This is a genomic window from Enterobacter sp. E20, assembly GCF_000801755.2.
Lineage (GTDB): Bacteria > Pseudomonadota > Gammaproteobacteria > Enterobacterales > Enterobacteriaceae > Enterobacter > Enterobacter asburiae_B.
This window is the reverse complement of sequence record NZ_CP012999.1, coordinates 719,652-744,451: the sequence shown is the minus strand read 5'-3', so window position 1 is coordinate 744,451 and position 24,800 is coordinate 719,652. Positions and strand designations below refer to the sequence as shown.

23 protein-coding genes and 1 riboswitch are annotated in these 24,800 nt (G+C 55.5%); of the genes, 12 read left to right on the top strand and 11 right to left on the bottom strand.

The window, feature by feature from the left end; genetic code table 11:
* Nucleotides 1-2: 2 nt before the first annotated feature.
* From ftsL to leuO, 7 genes are all read right to left on the bottom strand, one after another.
* Nucleotides 3-368, bottom strand: a complete 366-nt coding sequence (ftsL, locus tag NI40_RS03480; RefSeq protein WP_008501989.1) for a cell division protein FtsL — start codon at nt 366-368, stop codon at nt 3-5.
* Nucleotides 365-1,306, bottom strand: coding sequence for a 16S rRNA (cytosine(1402)-N(4))-methyltransferase RsmH (gene rsmH, locus NI40_RS03475; protein ID WP_039260818.1), 942 nt, complete (start codon nt 1,304-1,306; stop codon nt 365-367). The genes ftsL and rsmH overlap by 4 nt, the downstream gene beginning before the upstream one ends.
* 2 nt (nt 1,307-1,308) lie before the next feature.
* Nucleotides 1,309-1,767, bottom strand: a complete 459-nt coding sequence (gene mraZ / locus NI40_RS03470) for a division/cell wall cluster transcriptional repressor MraZ (RefSeq protein WP_021240528.1) — start codon at nt 1,765-1,767, stop codon at nt 1,309-1,311.
* A 598-nt stretch (nt 1,768-2,365) separates the two neighbouring features.
* Complete coding sequence (gene cra / locus NI40_RS03465; RefSeq protein WP_008501993.1) at nt 2,366-3,373, bottom strand: catabolite repressor/activator; 1,008 nt, start codon at nt 3,371-3,373, stop codon at nt 2,366-2,368.
* A gap of 179 nt (nt 3,374-3,552) precedes the next feature.
* A complete protein-coding gene (ilvN, locus tag NI40_RS03460; RefSeq protein WP_023310389.1) occupies nt 3,553-4,044 on the bottom strand; it encodes an acetolactate synthase small subunit in 492 nt (163 codons plus the stop codon).
* 1 nt (nt 4,045) lies between these two features.
* Nucleotides 4,046-5,770: an acetolactate synthase 3 large subunit gene (gene ilvI, locus NI40_RS03455; RefSeq protein WP_029741224.1), complete on the bottom strand. Its 1,725-nt coding sequence runs from the start codon at nt 5,768-5,770 to the stop codon at nt 4,046-4,048.
* 380 nt (nt 5,771-6,150) lie between these two features.
* Complete coding sequence (gene leuO, locus NI40_RS03450; protein ID WP_039260822.1) at nt 6,151-7,095, bottom strand: transcriptional regulator LeuO; 945 nt, start codon at nt 7,093-7,095, stop codon at nt 6,151-6,153.
* Between the two features lie 606 nt (nt 7,096-7,701).
* On the opposite strand from leuO, the gene leuL reads away from it, so the two are divergent.
* From leuL to NI40_RS03420, 7 genes are all read left to right on the top strand, one after another.
* Nucleotides 7,702-7,788, top strand: coding sequence for a leu operon leader peptide (leuL, locus tag NI40_RS24455; protein WP_071786497.1), 87 nt, complete (start codon nt 7,702-7,704; stop codon nt 7,786-7,788).
* A 91-nt stretch (nt 7,789-7,879) separates the two neighbouring features.
* Nucleotides 7,880-9,451 carry a 2-isopropylmalate synthase gene (gene leuA, locus NI40_RS03445; RefSeq protein WP_029741222.1) on the top strand — a complete coding sequence of 524 codons (1,572 nt, stop codon included), beginning with the start codon at nt 7,880-7,882 and terminating at the stop codon, nt 9,449-9,451.
* Nucleotides 9,451-10,542 (top strand): 3-isopropylmalate dehydrogenase, encoded by a 1,092-nt coding sequence (gene leuB / locus NI40_RS03440; RefSeq protein WP_023310385.1) that lies wholly within the window; start codon nt 9,451-9,453, stop codon nt 10,540-10,542. Before leuA ends, leuB begins: the two co-directional genes overlap by 1 nt.
* 2 nt (nt 10,543-10,544) lie before the next feature.
* Nucleotides 10,545-11,945: a 3-isopropylmalate dehydratase large subunit gene (gene leuC / locus NI40_RS03435; protein WP_033144624.1), complete on the top strand. Its 1,401-nt coding sequence runs from the start codon at nt 10,545-10,547 to the stop codon at nt 11,943-11,945.
* A 10-nt stretch (nt 11,946-11,955) separates the two neighbouring features.
* Complete coding sequence (gene leuD / locus NI40_RS03430) at nt 11,956-12,561, top strand: 3-isopropylmalate dehydratase small subunit (protein WP_039260825.1); 606 nt, start codon at nt 11,956-11,958, stop codon at nt 12,559-12,561.
* A gap of 161 nt (nt 12,562-12,722) precedes the next feature.
* Complete coding sequence (locus NI40_RS03425) at nt 12,723-13,613, top strand: cation diffusion facilitator family transporter (protein ID WP_039260827.1); 891 nt, start codon at nt 12,723-12,725, stop codon at nt 13,611-13,613.
* Nucleotides 13,614-13,719: 106 nt separating this feature from the next.
* Complete coding sequence (locus NI40_RS03420) at nt 13,720-14,301, top strand: cytochrome b/b6 domain-containing protein (RefSeq protein ID WP_029741217.1); 582 nt, start codon at nt 13,720-13,722, stop codon at nt 14,299-14,301.
* Nucleotides 14,302-14,349: 48 nt separating this feature from the next.
* Here NI40_RS03420 and NI40_RS03415 read toward each other — a convergent pair whose 3' ends face one another.
* Both NI40_RS03415 and sgrT read right to left on the bottom strand, forming a co-directional pair.
* Nucleotides 14,350-15,528, bottom strand: coding sequence for a sugar efflux transporter (locus NI40_RS03415; protein WP_039260829.1), 1,179 nt, complete (start codon nt 15,526-15,528; stop codon nt 14,350-14,352).
* A 119-nt stretch (nt 15,529-15,647) separates the two neighbouring features.
* The gene (sgrT, locus tag NI40_RS22425; protein ID WP_023334488.1) at nt 15,648-15,800 is read right to left on the bottom strand and encodes a glucose uptake inhibitor SgrT; all 153 of its coding nucleotides are present in this window, start codon (nt 15,798-15,800) and stop codon (nt 15,648-15,650) included.
* A gap of 88 nt (nt 15,801-15,888) precedes the next feature.
* Here sgrT and sgrR point away from each other — a divergent pair, with 88 nt between their 5' ends.
* From sgrR to thiQ, 4 genes are all read left to right on the top strand, one after another.
* Nucleotides 15,889-17,544: an HTH-type transcriptional regulator SgrR gene (gene sgrR / locus NI40_RS03410; RefSeq protein ID WP_039260831.1), complete on the top strand. Its 1,656-nt coding sequence runs from the start codon at nt 15,889-15,891 to the stop codon at nt 17,542-17,544.
* Nucleotides 17,545-17,580: 36 nt separating this feature from the next.
* Nucleotides 17,581-17,681: riboswitch (TPP riboswitch) on the top strand.
* A 31-nt stretch (nt 17,682-17,712) separates the two neighbouring features.
* Nucleotides 17,713-18,696, top strand: a complete 984-nt coding sequence (thiB, locus tag NI40_RS03405) for a thiamine ABC transporter substrate binding subunit (RefSeq protein WP_033144619.1) — start codon at nt 17,713-17,715, stop codon at nt 18,694-18,696.
* Entirely contained in the window at nt 18,672-20,282 is a 1,611-nt protein-coding gene (thiP, locus tag NI40_RS03400) for a thiamine/thiamine pyrophosphate ABC transporter permease ThiP (protein WP_039260832.1), read from the top strand. The genes thiB and thiP overlap by 25 nt, the downstream gene beginning before the upstream one ends.
* On the top strand, nt 20,266-20,967 hold the full coding sequence (thiQ, locus tag NI40_RS03395) for a thiamine ABC transporter ATP-binding protein ThiQ (RefSeq protein WP_039260834.1): 702 nt from the start codon (nt 20,266-20,268) through the stop codon (nt 20,965-20,967). Before thiP ends, thiQ begins: the two co-directional genes overlap by 17 nt.
* A gap of 44 nt (nt 20,968-21,011) precedes the next feature.
* On the opposite strand, the gene NI40_RS03390 is transcribed toward thiQ, so the two are convergent.
* Nucleotides 21,012-21,779: a DedA family protein gene (locus NI40_RS03390; protein WP_039260836.1), complete on the bottom strand. Its 768-nt coding sequence runs from the start codon at nt 21,777-21,779 to the stop codon at nt 21,012-21,014.
* Nucleotides 21,780-21,907: 128 nt separating this feature from the next.
* Entirely contained in the window at nt 21,908-22,753 is an 846-nt protein-coding gene (gene araC, locus NI40_RS03385; RefSeq protein WP_023310373.1) for an arabinose operon transcriptional regulator AraC, read from the bottom strand.
* 337 nt (nt 22,754-23,090) lie between these two features.
* Here araC and araB point away from each other — a divergent pair, with 337 nt between their 5' ends.
* Nucleotides 23,091-24,800 carry a ribulokinase gene (gene araB / locus NI40_RS03380; protein WP_039260838.1) on the top strand — a complete coding sequence of 570 codons (1,710 nt, stop codon included), beginning with the start codon at nt 23,091-23,093 and terminating at the stop codon, nt 24,798-24,800.

The following is a 24,800-nucleotide window of genomic DNA, read 5'->3' as shown; positions in this document are numbered from 1 at the left end:
CCTTATTTTTGTACTACGATATTTTCCTGCGAAGGATCAACATGCTGCAGCTGCAGCTTTTCCGTTGCGATCCGTTCAACCCGGCTGTGATCGCCGAGCGCGTTTTCTTCAAGGATCAGATTTCGCCATTCAATATCCAGCGCATCGCGTTCCAGTACCATCTGCTCGCGTTGCGCAGTCAATAAACGTGTATGGTGGGCGGTGGTCACCACCGTAACTGCCGTGACAATGATGCAAATGAACAGACAGAGTGGCAGTTTCCCAAACCGCAAAAGATCGTCGCCGATCACGCCAGGCAAGGCATGGCGCTCGTTGCTTCCTAACGAATCCTTAACTTTGCTTAGGGTCTCTGTCACTCTGCCGATCATGCGTTCGTCCTCTCTGCAACACGCAGCACTGAACTACGGGCGCGTGGATTCTCTGCCACTTCTTCTTCGCCCGGCATCAACTTGCCTAATGCTCGCAACTGACGGCCACCCAGCTTCCTGAGTTGTTCTTCCGTCATCGGCAGCCCCGCTGGCACCTGTGGACCGCGGCTTTGTTCACGCATAAAGCGTTTCACAATACGGTCTTCCAGCGAATGGAAGCTGATGATGGATAACCGCCCACCCGGGGCCAGCACGTCGAGCGAGCTTTTTAGCGCCAGCTCTATTTCCTCCAGTTCACTGTTTACCCAGATGCGAACCGCCTGGAAGGTACGGGTCGCGGGATGTTTGTGCTTATCCTTCACCGGTGTCGCCGCCGCGATCACTTCGGCCAACTCTTTGGTGCGGGTCATGGGCTCAATGCGATTGCGCTCAACGATGGCGCGCGCAATACGTTTGCCAAAGCGCTCTTCGCCAAACGTTTTGATGACCCATGCAATATCGGCTTCGTCAGCGGTCTGTAACCACTCAGCGGCAGACTGACCGCGCGTCGGGTCCATACGCATGTCCAGCGGACCATCACGCATAAAGGAGAAACCACGTTCAGCATCATCAAGTTGGGGTGAAGAGACGCCAAGATCGAGAAGAATCCCGTCGATCTTGCCCGTCAGGCCACGCTCGGCAACATAATCCGCGAGCGCAGAGAAAGGTCCATGCACGATGGAAAAGCGTGGGTCATTGATGGTTTGTGCAACGGCAATTGCCTGCGGATCGCGATCGATTGCCATCAGACGTCCTTCCTCTCCAAGCTGGGAGAGAATCAAACGCGAGTGACCACCGCGACCAAACGTGCCATCAATGTAGATGCCATCCGGACGAATATTCAGACCGTTTACGGCCTCGTCCAGTAACACCGTTTTGTGTTTATAATTTTCCATCATATTTATAGAGACAAGTCCTGCAGCCGTTCCGATAATGTCGCGGAATCAGACTGCTCAGCGTCGATATCTTCCTTGACCTGTTGATACCAGGTCGTTTCATCCCACAGTTCAAACTTGTTGAACTGCCCGACCAGCATCACTTCTTTGGTCAGACCGGCATGTTGCCGCAACACAGGGGCAATCAGTAACCGCCCTGCGTTATCCATCTGACATTCACTGGCATGTCCCAATAACAGCCGCTGCACGCGGCGTTCCTGCGGGTTCATGCTCGACAGTCGCGACAGCTTTTGCTCAATAATTTCCCATTCAGGCAAGGGGTAAAGCAGCAGGCAGGGGGAGTTAATGTCAATGGTGCAAACCATTTGACCCGCAGCGTTCTCAATCAGCTGGTCGCGGTATCGGGTTGGTACCGATAAACGCCCTTTGCTGTCGAGATTGACTAACGTAGCTCCACGGAACATGCCAGTCTCACCCCTCCTCACCACTTTAACCCACAAATTCCCACCTAAAGGAGTTTACGGAGCGAGGGAAAAGCTTGTCAAGCCAGGACTCTCCCTATAAGGACCCGAAAGCCCTCTATTTACAGAGATAAACAGTCCTGGTTAATAACTGCACAACTGGCGAGGCAAAATTAACGTTATGAATATTTGTAAGAAAAAAACCGAATATGCACACTAGCGTTAAAGCTCACTCAATATCATCGCAGATAAATATAAAGTGTCAGTTTGCGACGCGGGCAGCATTTTATGACAGATTCTCAGGGGATAACAGCGCCAGATTCATCCAGGTGCCCGGTAAGCGCGGAGGTTGCCACGTAAGCTGAAGCAGTAAGAGGAAAAACGTCTGAATATTCATCGACCGAAGAGGGTTTGTAACAAAATAATACAAAGATAGCTGTTTAAAATCGCCCGCATGTTCTTTAAAAGGACAATTTAAAAGCCAGAATGAATTAAAAAAATAGGCGATTACGATCCCGCAAGAATTATCCTAATTTCTCTCCGGGAATTATCTGCACGAATAATCACAGCAAAATGGGGCAGATTTCTCCGCCCCGTCATTTCATTTTTGGCGGCTTAAAATTCCGCGATGGTAGAGATTACGTTTGATACGCGTCAGACCCGGCTTCGGTTTGCGCGGCTCATCCAGGCTTGCCAGCACAATCTCAAGCACGCGTTCAGCCACATCGCGGTGACGCTGTGCTACCGCCAGCACCGGGCACTGCAGGAAGTCGAGCAGCTCATTATCCCCGAACGTGGCAATTGCCAGGTCGGAGGGCAGTTTACCTTCACGACGTAAGGTCACATCCATGACACCCTGCAACAGCGCAAATGACGTGGTGAACAGCGCCTGAGGCATCGGATGCGTTTCCAGCCATTTCTCAAACAGCTGCGCTGCGGCTTCGCGTTCGTAGCTGTTGGCATAGAGGTAGTGAACCTCGCGCGGATCGTCTTTCCAGGCGGTTCTGAATCCCTGCTCACGCAGGAAGCTCACGGAAAGCTCGGGCAACGCGCCAAGATATAGCACTGTTTCAGCGGGGAACGTTCTGAGCTCTGCGGCCAGCATTTCGGCATCATCCTGATCCGCACCCACGACGCTGGTGAAATGCTCGCGATCGAGCGCGCGGTCCAGCGCAACGATTGGGAACGGGTCGTTCGCCCAGCGCTGGTAGAACGGATGCTCTGGCGGCAAGGAGGTCGACACGATGATGGCATCCACCTGGCGCTGGAGCAAATGCTCAATGCAACGCATTTCGTTGTCGGGCTGGTCTTCCGAGCAGGCAATCAGCAATTGATAGCCGCGCTGGCGCGCCTGACGTTCAAGATAATTGGCGATACGGGTATAGCTGGTGTTTTCCAGGTCAGGGATCACCAGACCAATAGAGCGGGTACGCCCGGCACGCAGACCGGCTGCGACAGCATTCGGATGGTAGTTATGCTCACGAACCACCGCCATAACTTTTTCAACGGTCTTGTCGCTGACACGGTACTGCTTTGCTTTACCGTTAATCACATAGCTGGCCGTTGTTCGTGAGACGCCGGCTAGCCGGGCGATTTCATCCAGTTTCACAATTGCCCCTTAAAAAAAGAAAAGAGTCCATGGCCCTGTCAAGGTTATGGTTAAATCTTTTAACATCTAAACGCAGAAAAGACTTCGCGGCAACCGCTTTTATCTGCGTTGTCGGCTGATTACGCAAAAAAAAGCCCGGCTTTGGTGACCGGGCAGAAAGAGGCGAACCTTTTTGACAACTAACGCATGATTTTCTCGCCGCGTGACAGACCTACGACACCCGATCTCGCCACCTCGACAATTTTTGCAACGTCCCGCACGGACGCGAGGAAAGCATCCAGCTTGTCGCTTGTCCCGACCAGCTGCACAGTATAAAGAGAAGGCGTGACGTCGATAATTTGTCCGCGGAAAATATCCGCATTGCGTTTGACTTCATCACGCCCGTAGCCACTGGCCTGGATTTTCACCAGCATGACCTCACGCTCAACGTAGGCCCCCTGCCCCAGCTCGCTCACGCGCAGTACGTCGACCAGCTTATGCAGCTGTTTTTCAATTTGCTCAAGCACTTTGGCATCGCCGACGGTTTGGATCGTCATACGCGACAGCGTCGGGTCTTCCGTCGGGGCAACGGTCAGGCTTTCAATGTTATAGCCGCGCTGCGCAAAAAGGCCAATGACGCGCGACAGTGCGCCAGACTCGTTTTCCAGTAAAACAGATAATATCCGGCGCATATCAGGTTCTCTCCGTTTTGCTTAACCACATTTCATCCATACCACCACCACGAATATGCATCGGATAAACGTGCTCGGTCCCATCAACAATCACATCCATAAAGACGAGGCGGTTGTTTTTTACGTGCTCAAGCGCTTGTGCGAGCTTCGTTTCCAGCTCAGCCGGATCGGTCACCCGCATGCCTACATGACCATAAGCTTCAGCAAGACGAACAAAATCCGGCAGCGATTTCATGTAGGACTGAGAGTGGCGGCCAGAGTAGATCATATCCTGCCACTGCTTCACCATACCGAGATACCCGTTATTCAGGTTCAGCACCAGTACCGGCAGTTCATATTGCAGCGCGGTAGAAAGCTCCTGAATGTTCATCTGAATACTGCCGTCCCCCGTCACGCAGACGACGGTTTCGTTCGGTAGCGCCAGCTTCACGCCCAGCGCGGCAGGCAGACCAAAGCCCATGGTTCCTAAACCACCGGAGTTGATCCAGTGTCGCGGTTTATCAAACGGGTAATACAGGGCGGCAAACATCTGATGCTGCCCCACGTCTGAGGTCACGTACGCCTCACCTTTCGTCAGTCGCCACACCGCTTCAATGACCGCCTGCGGCTTAATATTTTCACTTTGCGTGTCATATTTCAGGCACTGACGCGCGCGCCATTGTTCAATCTGCTGCCACCAGTCGCGGATCTCATCCAGCGGCTGGGTTGCACTCTCCTGGGTCAGCAGATCCAGCATTTGCTCCAGAACCTGCCGGGCATCACCGACGATCGGCACATCAGCCGACACCGTTTTTGAAATTGACGTTGGATCGATATCAATGTGCAGCACGGTAGCGTTCGGGCAATACTTCGCCAGATTGTTGGTGGTGCGATCGTCAAAGCGCACGCCGACGGCAAAGATCACATCGGAATGATGCATCGTCATGTTGGCTTCATAGGTACCGTGCATACCCAGCATTCCCAGCGCCTGACGATGGGTGGCAGGGAACGCCCCCAGCCCCATCAGCGACGACGCAACGGGAAGGTTAAGCTTTTCAATCAGTTCACGAAGCTGGGCTTCACAGGCAGAGTTGATCGCCCCGCCACCGACATAGACCACCGGTTTTTTGGCTGCCAGAAGCGTTTGCAACGCTCGCTTGATCTGACCTTTATGCCCCTGCGTTGTGGGATTATAAGAGCGCATGCTGACCGATTCCGGCCAGACATAAGGCAGCTTGTTTGCAGGATTGAGAATATCTTTAGGCAGATCGACCACCACCGGTCCCGGGCGTCCGCTCGCCGCCAGCCAGAAGGCTTTTTTCAGTATGCCGGGAATGTCTTCTGTTTGCTTGACCAGGAAGCTGTGCTTCACAACGGGACGCGAAATCCCAACCATGTCGCACTCCTGAAACGCATCGTAGCCAATCAGTGAGGTTGCCACCTGCCCGGAGAGGATCACCAGCGGGATAGAGTCCATATAGGCCGTCGCAATCCCGGTAATGGCGTTTGTCGCGCCGGGGCCAGACGTGACTAACACCACGCCCACTTCACCCGTCGCACGTGCCAGGCCGTCAGCCATGTGTACCGCCGCCTGCTCGTGACGTACCAGAACATGGTCAATGCCCCCAACCGTATGCAGCGCATCATAAATATCGAGGACCGCACCGCCAGGGTAGCCGAACACTTGCTTTACGCCCTGATCGATCAGCGACCGAACGACCATTTCCGCGCCAGACAACATCTCCATGCTTTGCCTCCAGGCATTTTGTTATAGACGGACTGCCGAATTCATTTCCGCACCGTCTTACGATTGGGATGAACCAATCTTATATTTTGCAGAGTGTTCTTTACCTTAACCGCTCGTTATGAGGCAGGCAATTAGCAAACCCGGGGAGATAAACGGTGCGTAAAGCAGAAAAAGCAGCCGTTCACAGAAGATATGGTTAATTCCTCTGGGAATAGAGAGTGAGGTGATAAATCATCGCTGAAAAGCGCGACAATGCAGGAAATCATCTATTTTTGCGTGCCGTAGAGCAGCCAAAAAAAAATCATCACAGAAGAAAATAGCAGTTATCTAAAAAAACTCAGGATAAATCACATAAACCGATGCGATTTATCCTGATGCGTTTATCGGCGACAGATGCCAACCAGCAACTCTTCCATCCACTGATGTCCTTTATCCCGGCCCGCTGCTTCATGCCAGGAAAGATAACAGGTACGGCTATTTAGCTTGAGCGGCAGAGGTAAAATTTGCAGATTTAAAGGGTCAGAAAACTCATCTGCCAGCCAGCGCGGCGCAATTGCCACCAGCTGTGTCTGGGAAACCACGTTTAATACGCTGACCATGGCCATGCCCTGATAAGCCACGCTCGCCTGTTTATCCGCAGTGTCATACCACGGCAGGCTAAAGGAAGCATATCTGTCGAGCGCAACAACGGCGTGTTGCTCGTTATAAACATCGTTTTCTCGCAGCGGAGAATTCAGGCGCGGGTGTTTTTTACTGGCGACCAAAACCATTTCATCTTTAAACAGCTGCACGCAGGAAAATTCCGGACGACGGAACTCTTCATACCCCAGAACGAATTCGATCTCCTGATAACGCAACTGATGTTCCGTGTTTTGATTCAGGGATGATTTAAAAACAAGATTGATATTGGGGGCGATCTCCTCAACTTTATTATAGATAATCGACGTTAAATAATTATCTAAAGGGCTACAGACACAAAGATGGAATACGCGCTCGCTGCTTAAGGGTTCAAAGCCCGATCCCGGCAGCTCATTTTGGACCAGTTGCAACGCCTGACGAATGGAGCCAAACAGCTGGAATGCGCGCGCCGTAGGCTGGATCCCCCTCCCGTATCGAACAAATAATTCGTCGTTAAACATAAGCTTAAGCCTGGCAACGGCATTACTCACGGCAGGTTGTGACATCCCCAAGGTTTGGGCAGCGCGGGTGATATTCTGTTCCTGCATGACAGCATCAAACACCGTCAGAAGATTCAGATCCACCGTGCGTAACTGTGGTTTAATCCCATCAGTAGCTTGAGGTTGTTTAATATTATTTTCTGGCACTTCTGACTCCACTGTCACGCTACACCCCTTTGCCAACGTACGGTAATAATCCTGAAAAATATCATTTATCATGCAAATACGATCAGCGAAAGAGAATTATTTAAAATTCGGAATAAATAAAGACTTTATATTAACGAAAATTAATGAAAAAAACTGATATGTTTGACTTTAGGATTTAAATGAAACCATAAATCAAACCAATATACAATTGCCGTCAGGTTAATGATGACTTAAGCATTATTAAACTATTATTACTATCGCCCTACAGTTAGTTAACAACCTGTTATCTCTGTTCGCTTTTCAGCGTTTCGAAATAGATTCACTGCATTTATAACTTTATGATATCAAAACCCTTTAAGCACCAGGCATCCTCTTCAAAACATTTCACTCATTTTTAAACATTTATATTTATTGGTATCTGCAACTCTTTTCTCAAGTCCAAAATTAGACAATTAATCGGGTCAAAAAAGCTAAAACCAGCACAATTAGCTAAAGTGAATACCCGGTTGATTCCATCTGTCGGGCCCGTTTTCATCCTCAGGGGTTGACATGAACAACCGTATCCAGTACCACTAAAAGCATATTGAATTTAACGGAGCACGATTCATGACACGCACCATTCGTTTCACCGGTCTACTACTACTAAACGCATCCACTGTGCGCGGTAGACTGGCGGGCGAAATTCAGCGTTGAATCGTCACCAGTAAGACTAGAAACCCGCGCCACTGCGCGGGTTTTTTTATGCTCGTAGCAAGGCGCCCTAAGACTGACAAGGACCTAACCCATGAGCCAGCAAGTCATTATTTTCGATACAACTTTACGTGACGGTGAACAGGCATTACAGGCAAGCCTGAGTGTAAAAGAGAAACTGCAGATCGCGCTGGCTCTCGAACGTATGGGTGTTGACGTGATGGAGGTCGGTTTCCCTGTCTCTTCCCCAGGTGATTTCGAATCCGTACAGACCATTGCGCGCACCATTAAAAACAGCCGCGTCTGTGCCCTGGCGCGCTGCGTAGAGAAAGACATCGACGTCGCCGCCGAGTCGCTGAAGGTCGCCGAAGCGTTCCGTATCCACACCTTTATTGCTACCTCGCCTATGCACATCGCAACCAAGCTGCGCAGCACGCTGGATGAGGTGATTGAGCGCGCGGTCTACATGGTTAAACGCGCACGCAACTATACCGATGACGTTGAGTTCTCCTGTGAAGATGCGGGCCGTACGCCAATCGAAGACCTGGCGCGCGTTGTGGAAGCCGCCATCAACGCGGGCGCGAAAACCATCAACATCCCGGACACCGTCGGCTACACCATGCCGTTTGAGTTCTCCAACATCATCACCGGCCTGTATGACCGCGTGCCGAATATTGATAAAGCAATTATCTCCGTCCACACCCACGATGATTTGGGTCTGGCCGTAGGCAATGCCATCGCCGCCGTCCACGCTGGCGCGCGTCAGGTAGAAGGCGCGATGAACGGTATCGGCGAACGCGCGGGCAACTGTTCGCTGGAAGAAGTGATCATGGCGATCAAAGTGCGCAAAGACATCATGGACGTGCACACCCGCATCAATCACAACGAAATCTGGCGCACCAGCCAGACCGTCAGCCAGATTTGCAACATGCCCATTCCGGCTAACAAAGCGATTGTCGGTACCGGCGCCTTCGCGCACTCCTCCGGTATCCACCAGGATGGCGTCCTGAAAAATCGCGAAAACTACGAAATCATGACCCCGGAATCCATCGGCCTGAATCAGGTGCAGTTGAACCTGACCTCCCGTTCCGGTCGCGCGGCGGTTAAACACCGTATGGAAGAGATGGGTTATAAGGACAGCGATTACAACATGGATCAGCTGTACGACGCGTTCCTGAAGCTGGCCGACAAAAAAGGCCAGGTGTTCGACTATGACCTGGAAGCGCTGGCCTTTATTAACAAGCAGCAGGAAGAGCCGGAGCACTTCCGTCTGGATTACTTCAACGTACAGTCCGGCTCCAGCGACATCGCCACCGCCTCGGTCAAACTGGCCTGCGGCGATGAAATTAAAGCAGAGGCCGCTAACGGTAACGGCCCTGTCGATGCCATCTACCAGGCGATTAATCGCGTCACCGAGTACGACGTTGAGCTGGTGAAATATGACCTGACGGCCAAGGGCCACGGCAAAGATGCACTGGGTCAGGTCGACATTGTTGTTACCCATAATGGCCGCCGCTTCCATGGCGTGGGCCTGGCGACCGATATCGTTGAATCCTCCGCGAAAGCGATGGTGCATGTTCTGAACAACATCTGGCGCGCCGCCGAAGTCGAAAAAGAGTTGCAACGCAAAGCTCAGAATAAAGAGAACAACAAGGAAACCGTGTAATGTCGAAGAATTACCATATTGCTGTGTTGCCGGGCGACGGTATTGGTCCGGAAGTGATGGCACAGGCGCTGAAAGTACTGGAAGCCGTTCGCGCGCGTTTTGCGATGAAAATCACCACCAGCCACTATGACGTGGGCGGTATTGCGATTGATAACCACGGTACGCCGCTGCCAAAAGCAACCGTGGAAGGCTGCGAAAATGCCGATGCCGTGCTGTTTGGTTCCGTCGGTGGCCCGAAATGGGAACACCTGCCGCCGGCAGAGCAGCCAGAGCGCGGCGCGCTGCTGCCGCTGCGTAAACATTTCAAACTGTTCAGCAACCTGCGTCCGGCGAAGCTGTATCAGGGTCTGGAAGAGTTCTGCCCGCTGCGCGCGGATATCGCCGCCAATGGTTTCGACATTCTGTGCGTGCGTGAACTGACCGGCGGGATCTATTTCGGTCAGCCAAAAGGACGCGAAGGCAGCGGACAACACGAGAAAGCGTTCGATACCGAGGTGTATCACCGTTTCGAAATCGAGCGTATCGCCCACATCGCGTTCGAGTCGGCGCGCAAACGCCGCCATAAAGTGACCTCCATTGATAAAGCGAACGTGCTGCAGTCTTCCATTTTGTGGCGCGAGATCGTCAGCGAAGTCGCTAAGCAGTACCCGGACGTCGCGCTGTCGCACATGTACATCGACAACGCGACCATGCAGCTGATTAAAGATCCGTCCCAGTTTGACGTGCTGCTGTGCTCCAACCTGTTCGGCGATATCCTCTCTGACGAGTGCGCAATGATCACCGGCTCGATGGGCATGCTGCCCTCCGCAAGCCTGAATGAAGAAGGCTTTGGCCTGTACGAGCCTGCGGGCGGCTCCGCGCCGGATATTGCAGGCAAAAACATTGCCAACCCTATTGCGCAGATCCTCTCCCTGGCCCTGCTGCTGCGCTACAGCCTGGATGCAGGCGATGCGGCAACCGCAATTGAAAACGCCATTAACCGGGCGTTAGAAGAAGGCGTCCGTACCGGTGATTTGGCACGCGGCACGGCGGCAGTCAGTACCGATGAAATGGGCGACATCATTGCCCGCTATGTCGCTGAAGGGGTGTAATCATGGCTAAGACGTTATATGAAAAGTTGTTTGATGCGCACGTTGTTTACGAGGCACCGAACGAAACCCCGCTGCTGTACATTGACCGTCATCTGGTACACGAAGTGACTTCTCCTCAGGCATTTGACGGCCTGCGCGCGCACAAGCGTCCGGTACGTCAGCCGGGTAAAACCTTCGCGACGATGGATCACAACGTTTCCACCCAGACCAAAGACATCAATGCCTCGGGTGAGATGGCGCGTATCCAGATGCAGGAGCTGATTAAGAACTGCAATGAATTTGGCGTTGAGCTGTACGACCTGAACCATCCGTATCAGGGCATCGTCCACGTGATGGGGCCTGAACAAGGGATCACCCTGCCGGGCATGACCATCGTCTGCGGGGACTCCCATACCGCGACCCACGGCGCGTTTGGCGCTCTGGCTTTCGGGATTGGCACTTCCGAGGTGGAACATGTGCTGGCAACGCAGACCCTGAAACAGGGCCGCGCCAAAACCATGAAGATTGAAGTGAAGGGTAAAGCCGCACCGGGTATTACCGCAAAAGACATCGTGCTGGCCATCATCGGTAAAACCGGCAGCGCAGGCGGCACCGGCCATGTTGTTGAGTTCTGCGGGGAAGCCATCCAGGCGCTGAGCATGGAGGGACGCATGACCCTGTGCAATATGGCCATTGAGATGGGCGCAAAAGCCGGTCTGGTCGCGCCGGACGAAACCACCTTCAACTACGTGAAGGGTCGTCTGCACGCGCCGAAAGGTCAGAATTTTGACGACGCGGTCGCGTACTGGAAAACCCTGAAAACCGACGATGGCGCAGCCTTTGACACCGTCGTCACGCTGCAGGCAGAAGAGATTGCGCCTCAGGTGACCTGGGGCACCAATCCGGGCCAGGTGATTTCCGTTAACGACAATATCCCTGACCCGGCATCCTTTACCGATCCGGTCGAGCGCGCCAGTGCGGAAAAAGCGCTGGCCTACATGGGGCTGAAGCCCGGCGTGCCGTTGACCGATGTCGCCATTGATAAAGTCTTTATCGGTTCCTGCACCAACTCCCGTATCGAAGATTTGCGTGCCGCCGCCGAAATTGCCAAAGGCCGCAAAGTGGCGCCAGGCGTGCAGGCGCTGGTAGTACCTGGCTCCGGCCCGGTGAAAGCCCAGGCGGAAGCCGAAGGTCTGGATAAGATCTTTATCGAAGCGGGCTTCGAGTGGCGTCTGCCCGGCTGCTCCATGTGTCTGGCCATGAACAACGATCGCCTGAATCCGGGCGAGCGCTGCGCCTCCACCAGCAACCGTAACTTTGAAGGCCGTCAGGGCCGCGGTGGGCGCACCCATCTGGTCAGCCCGGCAATGGCCGCCGCTGCGGCAGTCACCGGCCATTTCGCCGATATTCGCAGCCTGAAATAAGGAGACAATCATGGCAGAGAAATTTACCCAACATACGGGCCGGGTTGTCCCGCTGGACGCCGCTAACGTCGATACTGACGCTATTATTCCAAAACAGTTTCTGCAGAAAGTGACGCGTACCGGTTTCGGCGCACATCTGTTTAACGACTGGCGTTTCCTGGACGATAAGGGAGAAGTGCCTAATCCGGAATTCGTTCTGAACTTCCCGGAATATAAAGGCGCCTCCATTTTGCTGGCACGCGAAAACTTTGGCTGCGGCTCATCCCGTGAACACGCGCCGTGGGCGCTCACCGACTACGGTTTTAAAGTGGTCATTGCCCCAAGCTTCGCGGATATTTTTTACGGTAACAGCTTCAACAACCAGCTGCTGCCCGTCACGCTGAGCGATGAACAGGTCGATGAGTTGTTCGCGCTGGTTAAGGCGAATCCGGGCATTTCGTTTGAAGTGGATCTGGAAGCAGAAGTGGTGAAAGCCGGGGATAAGACCTACAGCTTCAGCATTGATGCGTTCCGCCGTCACTGCATGCTTAACGGTCTGGACAGCATTGGTTTAACTCTCCAGCACGACGCGGCGATTGCCGCTTACGAAAACAAACAACCTGCATTTATGAAATAACCCTCCGGCCTGCAGTCCACTCTGCAGGCCGCGTTTTATCCCGATCCCCCCTCCTTCTGTAAATACTTCCCAAACCCAGCCAATAATGACGTTATATTTAATGTCAATTTAATGTTTCCTGCGCAGAATAACCGCTCAATCAGCTGGCAGCGGAAATAATCATGGAAAAGAAAAATGGAAACAAGTCTCATATCCGTTCTCGGGAAATACATAAATGCACATTAGTGAGCGTAATAACAAATAGTTTACTCACCGCCTTTCAGATACTTGCAGGGATATTCTCCGGCTCACAAGGTTTAATTGCTGATGGGATTCACTCTCTTTCCGATTTATCCTCCGACTTTGTCGTTCTGATTGCGAATAAAAAGAGTCAGAAAGCCTCTGATATCGATCATCATTATGGTCATCTGCGTTTCGAAAACGGTGCAAAGCTCATTATTGGCGCTATTCTGCTGCTTGTGGGGGTCGGGATGCTCTGGTCCGCAGGCAATAAACTGCTTCACCCCGAGACGCATCAGCTGGTGAAAGGGGCCGCGCTGTGGGTGGCGATTCTGGCGCTGGTGGTAAAGGAAAGCCTGTTCAGATACATGTTTGCCACGGGAAAACGTATTCAGTCCTCTCTGCTGATAGCCAATGCCTGGCATGCCCGCTCTGACGCAGCGTCGTCAGTGGTTGTCGCCATCGGCATTGCCGGGAATTTAGTGGGCTTTCACGCGATGGACCTCATTGCGGCCCTGATTGTCGGAGTGTTCATCGCCCATATGGGTTACAAATTTGCTGCCGATGCCCTGCACGATCTGATGGACCGCTCGCTTGAGCCCGAGCTGGAGCACGACATCAAAACGTGTCTTCTCGCAACCGAGGGCGTCACCGGACTCCATGATTTAAAAACCCGCAAGATGGGTGATTTAGCTCTTGTCGATGTTCATCTTGAAGTAAACGGCGAATTAAGCGTAAAAGAAGGACATCAGATTGCTGTGAATGCCAGAAATAATGTGATGCAAAAATTCAATGTGCTGAACGTGATGACGCATATTGATCCTGCCCGCTAATCGAAACGCATAAATACAGCGTGACGCAACCGACCGTTAAGGTTTCGTTAATTAATCTGCGTCACACTGCAACGCATCAGCTCTCTCATTATTGAGGTAAAAAGCGATGAACCCAACATTACGCGATACGCTTCCCCATAAAGAAACGCCTTTTCTTCGCATACTGCACATTCTTGTGGCCGTACTGGTCCTCGCCCAGATTATCAATTCTAATTTCACCGAAAGTGAAGCCCTCCACGAATCCGGGCTGAACGGAATTGTCACCTGGATCCATGTTATCTCCGGATTTGGTTTAATTTTTTGTGGCATTGCCATGATGGCATGGATGTTAACCCAGCGCGGATTTAAGTATTACTTCGCCTGGCTGGCGCTGGATTTTCGCGGAATTGTTGACGATATTCGCACCCTCGCGCAGCGTCAGCTTCCTGACGCGCATGCCGGCGGTATGGCAGCAACGGTGCAAGGTCTGGGCGTGCTGGCGCTGCTGGGCGTTGCACTCTGCGGCGCGGCCTGGTTCGTGCTGAACGCCACGCTCGGGCCGGTTTCGTCCGTGACGGAATCCGTCTTGGATTTGCATAAATTCCTGACGGTCTTTATTGAGACATATTTCTGGGCACACGGCTTCATGGGCCTCGTTCATATGTACCTGACGCTACGCGCGCAGCGTAAATATCAGTATTCAGAATAAAACGGTTCACAGAGCCCGGCGTTCCCGGGCTCCGTTTCGTTCATCCGATCACACGTCTTTTACGCGGCAGGTCAGCAGAAGCGTCACGACGGATAGCGCCGCAATCATCCAGTAGACAGACGCATGCCCGTAGCTTTGCGCCAGCGCCCCCTGAATCACGCCCGCCAGAATCACCCCGGTTGAAATGCTGTTGGTAAAAAGCGTGGTCGCCGAGCCGGCACGACCGGGCATGAGATCCTGAAACCAGAGCATGCCGATCCCGGCAACAATCCCAATAAACACGGCGTTAAACAGCTGCAGCACCAGCAACGCTTCCCGCGAATGGAAAAGGATCAGCCCCGCGTAGAACAGCACCCCGGCCGCCACGGCGACAATCATCATCCTGCGCTTTCCAAAGCGCTTAACGTAGTAACCCGCCAGAATCATTGCCGGAATTTCCAGCCCGGCGGCAGTTCCCATTAAGATCCCCGCGAGCTTGTCCGGCAGGCCCAGATCGCTGCTGATCCACAGCGGCATATCGATGATGTACATGGTGTTGCAGGTCCACATCAGCGTGGAGGCAATAAACAGCATGCGGACGTTTTTGTCCTGCCAGCCGCTCACCTCGGTGACAGGTTTATCCGTCGTCTGTTCGACGCGCGCCACGGACGGCAGCGCGAAGGCAATCAGCGCCAGGCTGATGACAAAAATCCCGGCGGCGATGGAAAACATGGTGGTAAAGCCGTAGTTCAACGCCAGCATGAAGGCCAGCGGCGGACCAATGACCCACGCCAGCGAAAGCTGGGCGCGCATCACCGAGCTGAACATCACCACTTCACGCGCCGAGTTATCCGCATATTCACGGGCCAGCGCGAACAGCTGCGGCATGGCGGTGTTCGCCAGTGACGCCAGCAGCACGCCGCAGGTAATGAGCGTCAGATAATGACGGTTGAAGGCAAAGAGCAGCGCGTTTCCCACGGCCATGGCGCAGCAAAAGAGGATCAGCCTGCGGCGATCGCCCTGGCTGTCCGATCGTTTCGCCAGCGCGAGGCTGACCAGGATCCCGGCAATGGCGTTAACGGTGTAAAACAGGCCGACCCAAAACGGCTGCGCCCCCACCTCACGGCTGAGAAACAGGCTCAGCGTCGGCGCCTGCAGCGCCCCCGCCACGCCCATCATAAAGGCCACCAGCATAAAAGCGGCATACACGCCGTTCAGGCGTCGCCCCATCGTCATCAACCAGAGCATGCGCAAGTCCTTGTGAAAGCGAATCGAAATTGGGTGAATAGTAAACGAAAAAAGCCAGCAAAAACATTTTGCTGGCGGGTGATAAGCACCAATACTCAGTCACACATGATCGAGGCGAGTTAGCGGGAAGAGGTCGGTGTTGTAACGTCCCACTGCATCAATTCTTCTAACGTTTTCAGCCGTTGCTCTGCACACCGGCGGGCCAGCCAGGACGATCCTTTTGTCGCTGAAAAGTACTGCTGATAAAACTGACGTGCGGTAGACCTCTTCATAATTTACCTCCTCGCTTCATCGGGGAGAATTATTGGCCTAATATAGGGATAAATAAATTGCTGGTTTTTTGTCAGGAGTTCCCCTTTTATGCCTTCCGGTCGTCTGCAACAACAGTTTATCCGCCTCTGGCAGTGCTGCGAGGGGCAATCGCAGGAGACTACGCTCAACGAGCTGGCTGACCTGCTTAGCTGCTCCCGCCGCCATATGCGCACGCTGCTCAATACCATGCAGCAACAGGGCTGGTTAAGCTGGGAAGCGGAGGCGGGACGCGGCAAACGTTCGCGGCTGACCTTCCTCTATACCGGACTGGCGCTGCAGCAGCAGCGCGCGGAAGATCTGCTCGAGCAGGACCGCATCGATCAGCTGGTCCAGCTGGTGGGCGACAAAGCCGCCGTGCGCCAGATGCTGGTTTCCCATCTCGGGCGCAGCTTTCGTCAGGGCCGCCACATTCTGCGGGTGCTCTACTACCGTCCGATGAAAAATCTGTTGCCCGGCACGGCCTTACGCCGCTCAGAAACCCACATGGCCCGGCAAATCTTCAGCGGCCTGACGCGGATAAATGAGGAAAACGGGGAACTGGAGGCGGATATCGCGCACCACTGGCAGCAGCTTTCCCCGCGCCACTGGCGCTTCTTTTTACGCCCCGGCATCCACTTTCACCACGGCCGCGAGCTGGAAATGCACGACGTCATCGCCTCCCTGGAACGTGCCCGCAGGCTACCGCTCTACTCGCATATCTCCCGCATCCACTCCCCCACGGCCTGGACGCTGGATATTGAGCTGTCGCAGCAGGATAAGTGGCTTCCCTGGCTGCTGGGCTACGTGCCGTCGATGATTTTGCCCGGCGAGTGGGAATCAATGAACAATTTTGCCAGCCTGCCGATTGGCACCGGGCCCTACTCCGTGTCCCGCAATAACAGCAACCAGCTGAAAATCCGCGCGTTCGACGACTACTTTGGCTATCGGGCGCTCATCGACGAAGTGAACGTCTGGGTATTGCCGGATCTCAATGAAGACCTGAGCTGCGGGCTAACGCTGGAAGGCCCCACCACGGGAGAAAAGGCCGTGGAGAGTCGCCTCGAGGAAGGGTGTTACTATCTCCTGTTTGACCGCCGCACCCACCGTGGGGCAAACCAGGCCGTCCGCAAGTGGGTCAGCCACGTTTTGTCCCCTTCCAATCTGATTTACCATGCGGAAGAGCAGTACCAGACATACTGGTTCCCGGCGTACGGCCTGCTTCCGCGCTGGCACCACGCCCGCCCGGTGCACTGCGACAAACCCGCAGGGCTGGAGTCCATCACCCTGACCTACTACCGCGAACACGTGGAGCATCGTTTTATCGCCAGAATCATGACCCGGCTGCTGGCAGCCGAGGGGGTCACGTTAGAGGTCAGGGAAGTGGACTATGACGAATGGCATCAGGGGGAGATAGCCAGTGATATCTGGCTCAACAGCGCCAACTTTACCCTGCCGCTCGATTTTTCCCTTTTCTCGCATCTGTATGAAGTCCCGCTGATCCAGCACTGCATCGACCGTGACTGGCAGCAGGATGCCGCCCTGTGGCGCGCGGGCGAAATGAATCTTGCAGCGTGGTGCCAGCAGCTTCTGGCCGAGCAGGCGATCGTACCCTTGATCCACCACTGGCTGATGATCCAGGGCCAGCGCAGCATGCGCGGCCTGCGGATGAACCCCCTGGGCTGGTTTGATTTTAAATCCGCCTGGTTTGCGCCGCCGGAGCCATAACGCTTTCGTAATATTCACCAAATCATTACAATAGCGCCGTTCTCAACGGGGTGCTGCATCACAGATGTGCGCTGAGATAATACCCGTCGAACCTGATCCGGATAACGCCGGCGAAGGGATTTGAGGCTGTCTCTCAAAATCCTTTGCCACTCAACTTTGAGGTGCAAAGTGTTAAAAAAAGTTCTCCCCCTGCTGGCGCTGTTTGCGCTGCCTGCTTTTGCCAAGCCCGTCCTGACGGTCTACACCTATGACTCCTTCTCTGCCGACTGGGGCCCTGGCCCGGTGGTTAAAAAAGCCTTCGAAGCTGACTGTAACTGCGAGCTGAAGTTCGTGGCGCTGGAAGATGGCGTATCGCTGCTCAACCGTCTGCGCATGGAAGGGAAAAACAGCAAGGCCGACGTAGTGCTCGGGCTGGATAACAACCTGCTGGAAGCCGCCTCGCAAACCAAACTGTTTGCCAAAAGCGGCGTAGCGGCAGAGGCCGTTAACGTGCCGGGCGGCTGGAAAAACGACACCTTTGTTCCGTTCGACTATGGCTACTTTGCTTTTGTTTACGACAAAAATAAGCTGAAAAACCCGCCGAAGAGCCTGAAAGAGCTGGTTGAGAGTGACCAGAAATGGCGCGTGATTTATGAAGATCCGCGCACCAGCACGCCAGGCCTGGGCCTGCTGCTGTGGATGCAAAAGGTTTACGGGGATAAAGCGCCGGAGGCGTGGCAGAAACTGGCCGCCAAAACCGTCACCGTCACCAAAGGCTGGAGCGAAGCCTATGGCCTGTTCCTGAAAGGTGAAAGCGATCTGGTGCTGAGCTACACCACCTCTCCGGCCTACCACATCATCGCCGAGAAGAAAGATAACTATGCTGCCGCTGATTTTGCTGAAGGGCACTATCTGCAGGTGGAAGTCGCCGCGCGTACCGCCGCCAGCAAACAGCCGGAGCTGGCCGAGAAGTTCCTGAAGTTTATGGTTTCACCGGCGTTCCAGAATGCGATTCCCGCAGGCAACTGGATGTATCCGGTCACGAACGTTGCGCTGCCCGCAGGTTTCGAGCAGTTGACCAAACCAAACACCTCGCTGGAGTTTACGCCGCAGCAGGTCGCCGCGCAGCGTGCAGCATGGGTAAGTGAATGGCAACGCGCCGTCAGCCGTTGATTCCCGGCTGGTTACTTCCCGGGCTGCTCGCCGCCACAGTGATGGTGGCGGTCAGCCTGGGGGCTTTTCTTGCACTGTGGTTCAACGCGCCAGAGAGCGACCTGCTCGCCCTCTGGCACGACAGCTACCTCTGGCACGTTATCCGTTTCTCCTTCTGGCAGGCGTCTCTCTCAGCCCTGCTGTCGGTGCTCCCGGCTATTTTTCTTGCGCGCGCCCTGTATCGGCGCCGTTTTCCCGGCAGGCTGGCACTGCTGCGCCTGTGCGCCATGACGCTGATCCTGCCCGTGCTGGTGGCGGTATTTGGCATCCTCAGCGTTTACGGTCGCCAGGGCTGGCTGGCTTCGCTGTTCGGCCAGCTTGGTCTGGAATGGTCATTCTCTCCTTACGGCCTGCAGGGCATTCTGCTCGCGCACGTCTTTTTCAATATGCCGATGGCAACGCGCCTTTTTTTACAGGCGCTGGAGAACATTCCCGGCGAGCAGCGGCAGATTGCCGCCCAGCTCGGCATGCGCGGCGTGTCGTTCTTCCGCTTTGTCGAATGGCCGTGGCTGCGCCGCCAGCTCCCGCCCGTCGCGGCGTTAATCTTTATGCTCTGCTTTGCCAGCTTTGCCACCGTGCTGTCGCTCGGCGGCGGGCCGCAGGCCACCACCATTGAGCTGGCGATTTACCAGGCGCTGAGTTACGACTACGATCCCGGTCGCGCCGCGCTGCTGGCGATGGTGCAGATGGCGTGCTGCCTTGCGCTGGTGCTGCTGAGCCAGCGGCTGAGTAAAGCCATTCCTGCTGGCAGTAATCAAATAACCGGCTGGCGCGATCCGCAGGACAGCCTGCACAGCCGCGTTACCGATTTTATCCTGATCGCGCTGGCGCTCCTGCTTCTGCTGCCGCCGCTAATGGCCGTTATCGTTGACGGATTGAACCTCAATCTCATCTCCGTCCTGCAACAGCCCGTCCTCTGGCAGGCGACATGGACCTCGCTGCGTATCGCGCTGGCGGCAGGGTTACTGTGCGTCGTGCTAACCATGATGCTGCTGTGGAGCAGCCGTGAACTCTATGCCCGGCAGGCCCAAAAGGCCGGGCAGACGCTGGAGCTGACAGGGATGCTGATTCTGGCGATGCCGGGCATCGTACTGGCGACGGGCTTCTTTTTACTGTTCAACAGCACCATCGGCCTGCCGGAAAGGGCCGACGGCATTGTGATTTTCACCAACGCCCTGATGGCCATTCCTTACGCGCTCAAAGTGCTGGAAAACCCGATGCGCGACGTCAACAGCCGCTACGGTTTGCTGTGCCAGTCGCTGGGCATGCAGGGCTGGCAGCGGCTGAAGGTGGTGGAACTCCGCGCGCTGAAACGTCCGCTGGCGCAGGCGCTGGCGTTTGCCTGCGTGCTGTCGATTGGGGATTTTGGCGTGGTGGCGCTTTTCGGCAATGACGATTTCCGCACGCTGCCATACTGGCTCTATCAGCAAATCGGCTCTTACCGCAGTCAGGACGGCGCGGTCACCGCGCTGTTACTGCTGCTGCTGTGCTTTACCTTATTTACCGTTATCGAAAAACTTCCGGGGCGTGATGTTAAAACTGACTGATGTAACCTGGCTTTACCAGCATCTGCCGATGCGCTTCACGCTCTCCGCGCGCCAGGGGGAGATGATCGCCGTGCTTGGCCCAAGCGGCGCGGGAAAAAGCACGCTGCTTAATCTGATTGCGGGTTTTCTGCAGCCGGCAAGCGGCGCGATCGTCATTAACAATCAAGATCATACCTACACGCCGCCCGCGAAACGTCCGGTCTCAATGCTGTTTCAGGAAAACAACCTGTTTACCCACCTGACGGTGCGGCAAAACATCGCGCTGGGAATGCATCCGGGACTCAGGCTGAACGATGCCCAGCGTCAGAAGCTGGAGATCATTGCCGCCCAGATGGGGATCAACGAGTTCATCGACAGGCTGCCGGGCGAGCTTTCCGGCGGCCAGCGTCAGCGCGTGGCGCTGGCGCGATGCCTGGTGCGCGAGCAGCCGATACTGCTGCTGGATGAGCCGTTCTCGGCGCTCGATCCCGCGCTGCGCCAGGAGATGCTCGCCCTGGTTCAGGACGTCTGCCAGCGCCAGCAGCTGACGATGCTGATGGTTTCACACAGTATTGAGGATGCCGCCCGCATCGCGCCGCGATCGGTGGTGATTGCCGAAGGGCGTATTTTGTGGGATGGAAAAACAGAAGAACTGCTGAACGGTAAAGCGGGGGCGTCTTCACTGTTGGGCATTCGTGCGGTCTGATGCCCTCACCCTGACCCTCTCCCACAGGGAGAGGGAAATCGTCGTTAACGGCTGACCACTTTCAATAAAATCTCGCCGTACACCGGCATCAGCGGGTGACGAATCAGCGCGACCAGCGCCACCACGGCCACACCCAGCGTCAGCGGGGCCAGCCACAAAAGGCGAGAGCGCGGAAGATAGCGCGTCAGGCGATCGACGCTGGCTTTCCCGCTGCGCCACAGCCGCCAGCAGAGCCATGCCGCCAGCCACAGCAGCACAGCCGTGCCCAGCAGCAGCCACTTAAACTCACCGCTTTGCATTCCGTCAGGAATATCGATGGCCGCGCCGGCCAGGATCCCCGGCAGGAAGTAGAACGGCGGCCAGAAGATGCAGCCGATAATGTTCGGCACCACGAATTTCGCGACGGGCAGATCCAGCATCCCCGCCACCATCGGCACCAGCGGACGCGTTGGCCCGACAAAGCGGCCGACGAGGATGGTAAACATGCTGTGCTGATGCAGCGCATGCTCGGTTTTATCCAGCAGGGCTTTGTTCTTTTTCATGAACGACCAGCGGTGCAGCGGCTTCTTAAAGCGCCAGCCCAGCCAGAAGGAGATCCAGTCGCCGAGCAGGCAGCCGATAATCCCGGCCAGCCACGCCTGCCAGAAATTAACCTCGCCGCTGCCAATCAGCGCCCCAAGCCCTGCCATCATCACGGTGCCGGGCAGGATCAGCCCAACCAGCGCCAGCGATTCCAGAAACGCCACCAGCGCTACGGCGATGAGCGAGTACATAACGGACTGGGTAATAAAGTGTTCCAGCAATGCCTGCATAACTATTCCGGTCAGAAAACGAATCAGCGATTCTGCTTAGCGCCCCGCACCGCGTCAAGGCAACAATTGTCTGAATAGTTTACAGGTTGCTTTCTGCATTCACCTGTTTGTTTATCTTTTTTTACCGTTTATTCACATCCCGCGCGGAATTCGCTCGGGCTGGCACCGGTGCATTTTTTAAATACCCGGGAGAAATAGAGCTGATCCTCAAAGCCCACGTTGCGTCCGACGGTGGCAATCGGCATCCGGGTGGTGCTAAGCAGCAGCTTTGCCTGGCTGATGCGCTGATCCTCGCGCCAGCTCAATACGCTGACGCCCAGCTGCTGGCGGAACAGATGCGACAGCCGCGACGGCGACAGGCAGACGTGCTGAGCAACGCTGGCGATATCAAACTGGCTATCGGCCAGGTGGTCGCTAATGTACTGGCAGGCGTCGCGCACGCGGTTGTCCAGCGGGGGGTTAAGCGATTCGTTAATCGCCTCCATCCGCCGCAGCAGCAGCTGTTCAAGCAGGTTAATCGCCAGCAGTTCAGCGTAGCGACCACCGGCCTGTCCCGCCTCGATAATCTGCGCAAAAAGCTCGCGAAACTGCGCCAGATGAACCTCATCCGGGCGATAAAAACCGGTATGCGCAAAAATGGCGGGCCACGAAAGCCACTCCTGCCAGTAGGCGCGCGGACGAAAATAGACCCACTGGTGATACCACTCTTTGGCATCCGGGTGACGGCCATAGTGGTGGATCTCCCCCGGCGGGAACAACAGGATATCGCCGGGGCGGCAGACAAACTGCTGGTCGCCGTTCTTGATGATCCCTTCTCCTCGCACGGTCAGGTTGAGGATATACCCTTTCATGCCGAGCGGTCGGTCGACGTAAAAGTCGAGGTATCCCTCAGCCTCGATAGGGGTCAGTCCCGCCACAAGGTGCGCGTTAAACGAGTATCCCGGCAGCAGGGGATCGTTTTGCGTTTCGGCCATAGATTCAGTTCTCCCAAGGGTCCTGAAGGAAACCAATTGTCCATATCACTAAAAGCAGCTTTAAAATGGCCCGCGAAAAGATCCAAAAAGCATCACGCCGCTTTTACGTCCGCCATGTTTCAGCCTTTCCCCCTGATTTCTCCGCCAGAGCAGGCAGATAACCAGTAACAAAAGTGTCTATAAGTGCGGCAGAAATGTCCACATTGAATATTTGCACGGCGTCACACTTTCCGTTGTAACAGCAATTTAGTCCATAAGATTAGCGGATCCTGCCTGACGACTTTTTTCCCCAGTCTCTAATGTTCTTCCATACCTGTTTTTTCGATGGAGCAACACCATGGCAATTGCGATTGGCCTCGATTTTGGCAGCGATTCGGTTCGCGCGCTGGCAGTGGACTGTACGTCCGGCCAGGAGATAGCAACCAGCGTTGAGTGGTACCCGCGCTGGCAAGAGGGGCGCTACTGTGATGCGCCGAACAACCAGTTCCGTCACCACCCGCGTGACTATATCGAGTCGATGGAAGCGGCGATCAAAACCGTCCTTGCCGAACTGACTGACGCCCAGCGGGCTGAGATTGTCGGAATTGGCGTCGACAGCACCGGCTCCACGCCTGCTCCTGTCGATGCCGAAGGCCGCGTGCTGGCGCTGCGCCCGGAGTTTGCCGACAACCCGAACGCCATGTTCGTGCTGTGGAAAGACCACACCGCCGTCGAAGAGGCCGAAGCCATTACGCGCCTGTGCCACCAGCCGGGCAAAACAGACTACTCGCGCTACATCGGCGGGATTTATTCCAGCGAATGGTTCTGGGCCAAGATCCTTCATGTCACCCGTGCCGACGCAGCCGTTGCGCAGGCTGCGGCGTCATGGGTTGAGCTGTGCGACTGGGTGCCTGCCCTGCTCTCCGGCACCACTCGCCCGCAGGATATCCGCCGCGGCCGCTGCAGCGCCGGGCATAAATCCCTGTGGCACGAAAGCTGGGGCGGCCTGCCTCCGGCCACGTTCTTCGATGAGCTCGACCCGATCCTCAACAAGAGCCTGACGTACCCGCTGTTTACCGACACCTTTACCGCCGATATTCCGGTCGGCACCCTCTGCGAAGAGTGGGCGACGCGCCTCGGCCTGCCGCAGAACGTGGCGATCTCGGGCGGTGCCTTTGACTGCCATATGGGCGCCGTGGGCGCGGGGGCACAGCCAAACACGCTGGTCAAAGTCATCGGGACCTCCACCTGCGACATCCTGACGGCGGATAAAGCCACCGTCGGCGACCGCGCGGTGAAAGGCATCTGCGGCCAGGTTGACGGCAGCGTGGTGCCGGACTTTATCGGTCTGGAAGCCGGTCAGTCCGCGTTTGGCGATATCTATGCCTGGTTTGGTCGCGTGCTCGGCTGGCCGCTGGACCAGCTGGCGGCGGCGCATCCTGAACTGAAAACCCAGATAGCCGACAGCAAAAAACAGCTTCTGCCGCAGCTCACCGAAGCCTGGGCAAAAAATCCGTCTCTCGATCACCTCCCGGTGGTGCTGGACTGGTTTAACGGCCGCCGCACGCCGTTTGCCAACCAGCGTCTGAAAGGGGTGATCGCGGATCTCAACCTGGCGACCGACGCCCCTGCGCTGTTCGGCGGTCTGATTGCCGCAACGGCCTTCGGTGCCCGCGCCATTATGGAGTGCTTCACCGGGCAGGGCATCGACGTGAACAACGTGATGGCGCTGGGCGGCATCGCCCGTAAAAACCCGGTGATCATGCAGGCCTGCTGCGACGTGCTGAACCGTCCGCTGCAGATTGTGGCCTCCGATCAGTGCTGCGCGCTGGGCGCGGCGATTTTCGCCGCCGTGGCCGCAGGCGTTCACGCCGACATTCCGACCGCGCAGAAGCATATGGCGAGCGCCGTCGAAAACACGCTCCAGCCGCGCGCCCAGCAGGCGCAACGCTTTGAACAGCTTTATCAGCGCTACCAGCAATGGGCAAAAAGCGCCGAACTTCACTATCTCCCTGTCGCCGCCCCGGCCAAAAGCACCGCGGACACTACGGCAACCCTGACCCATTAA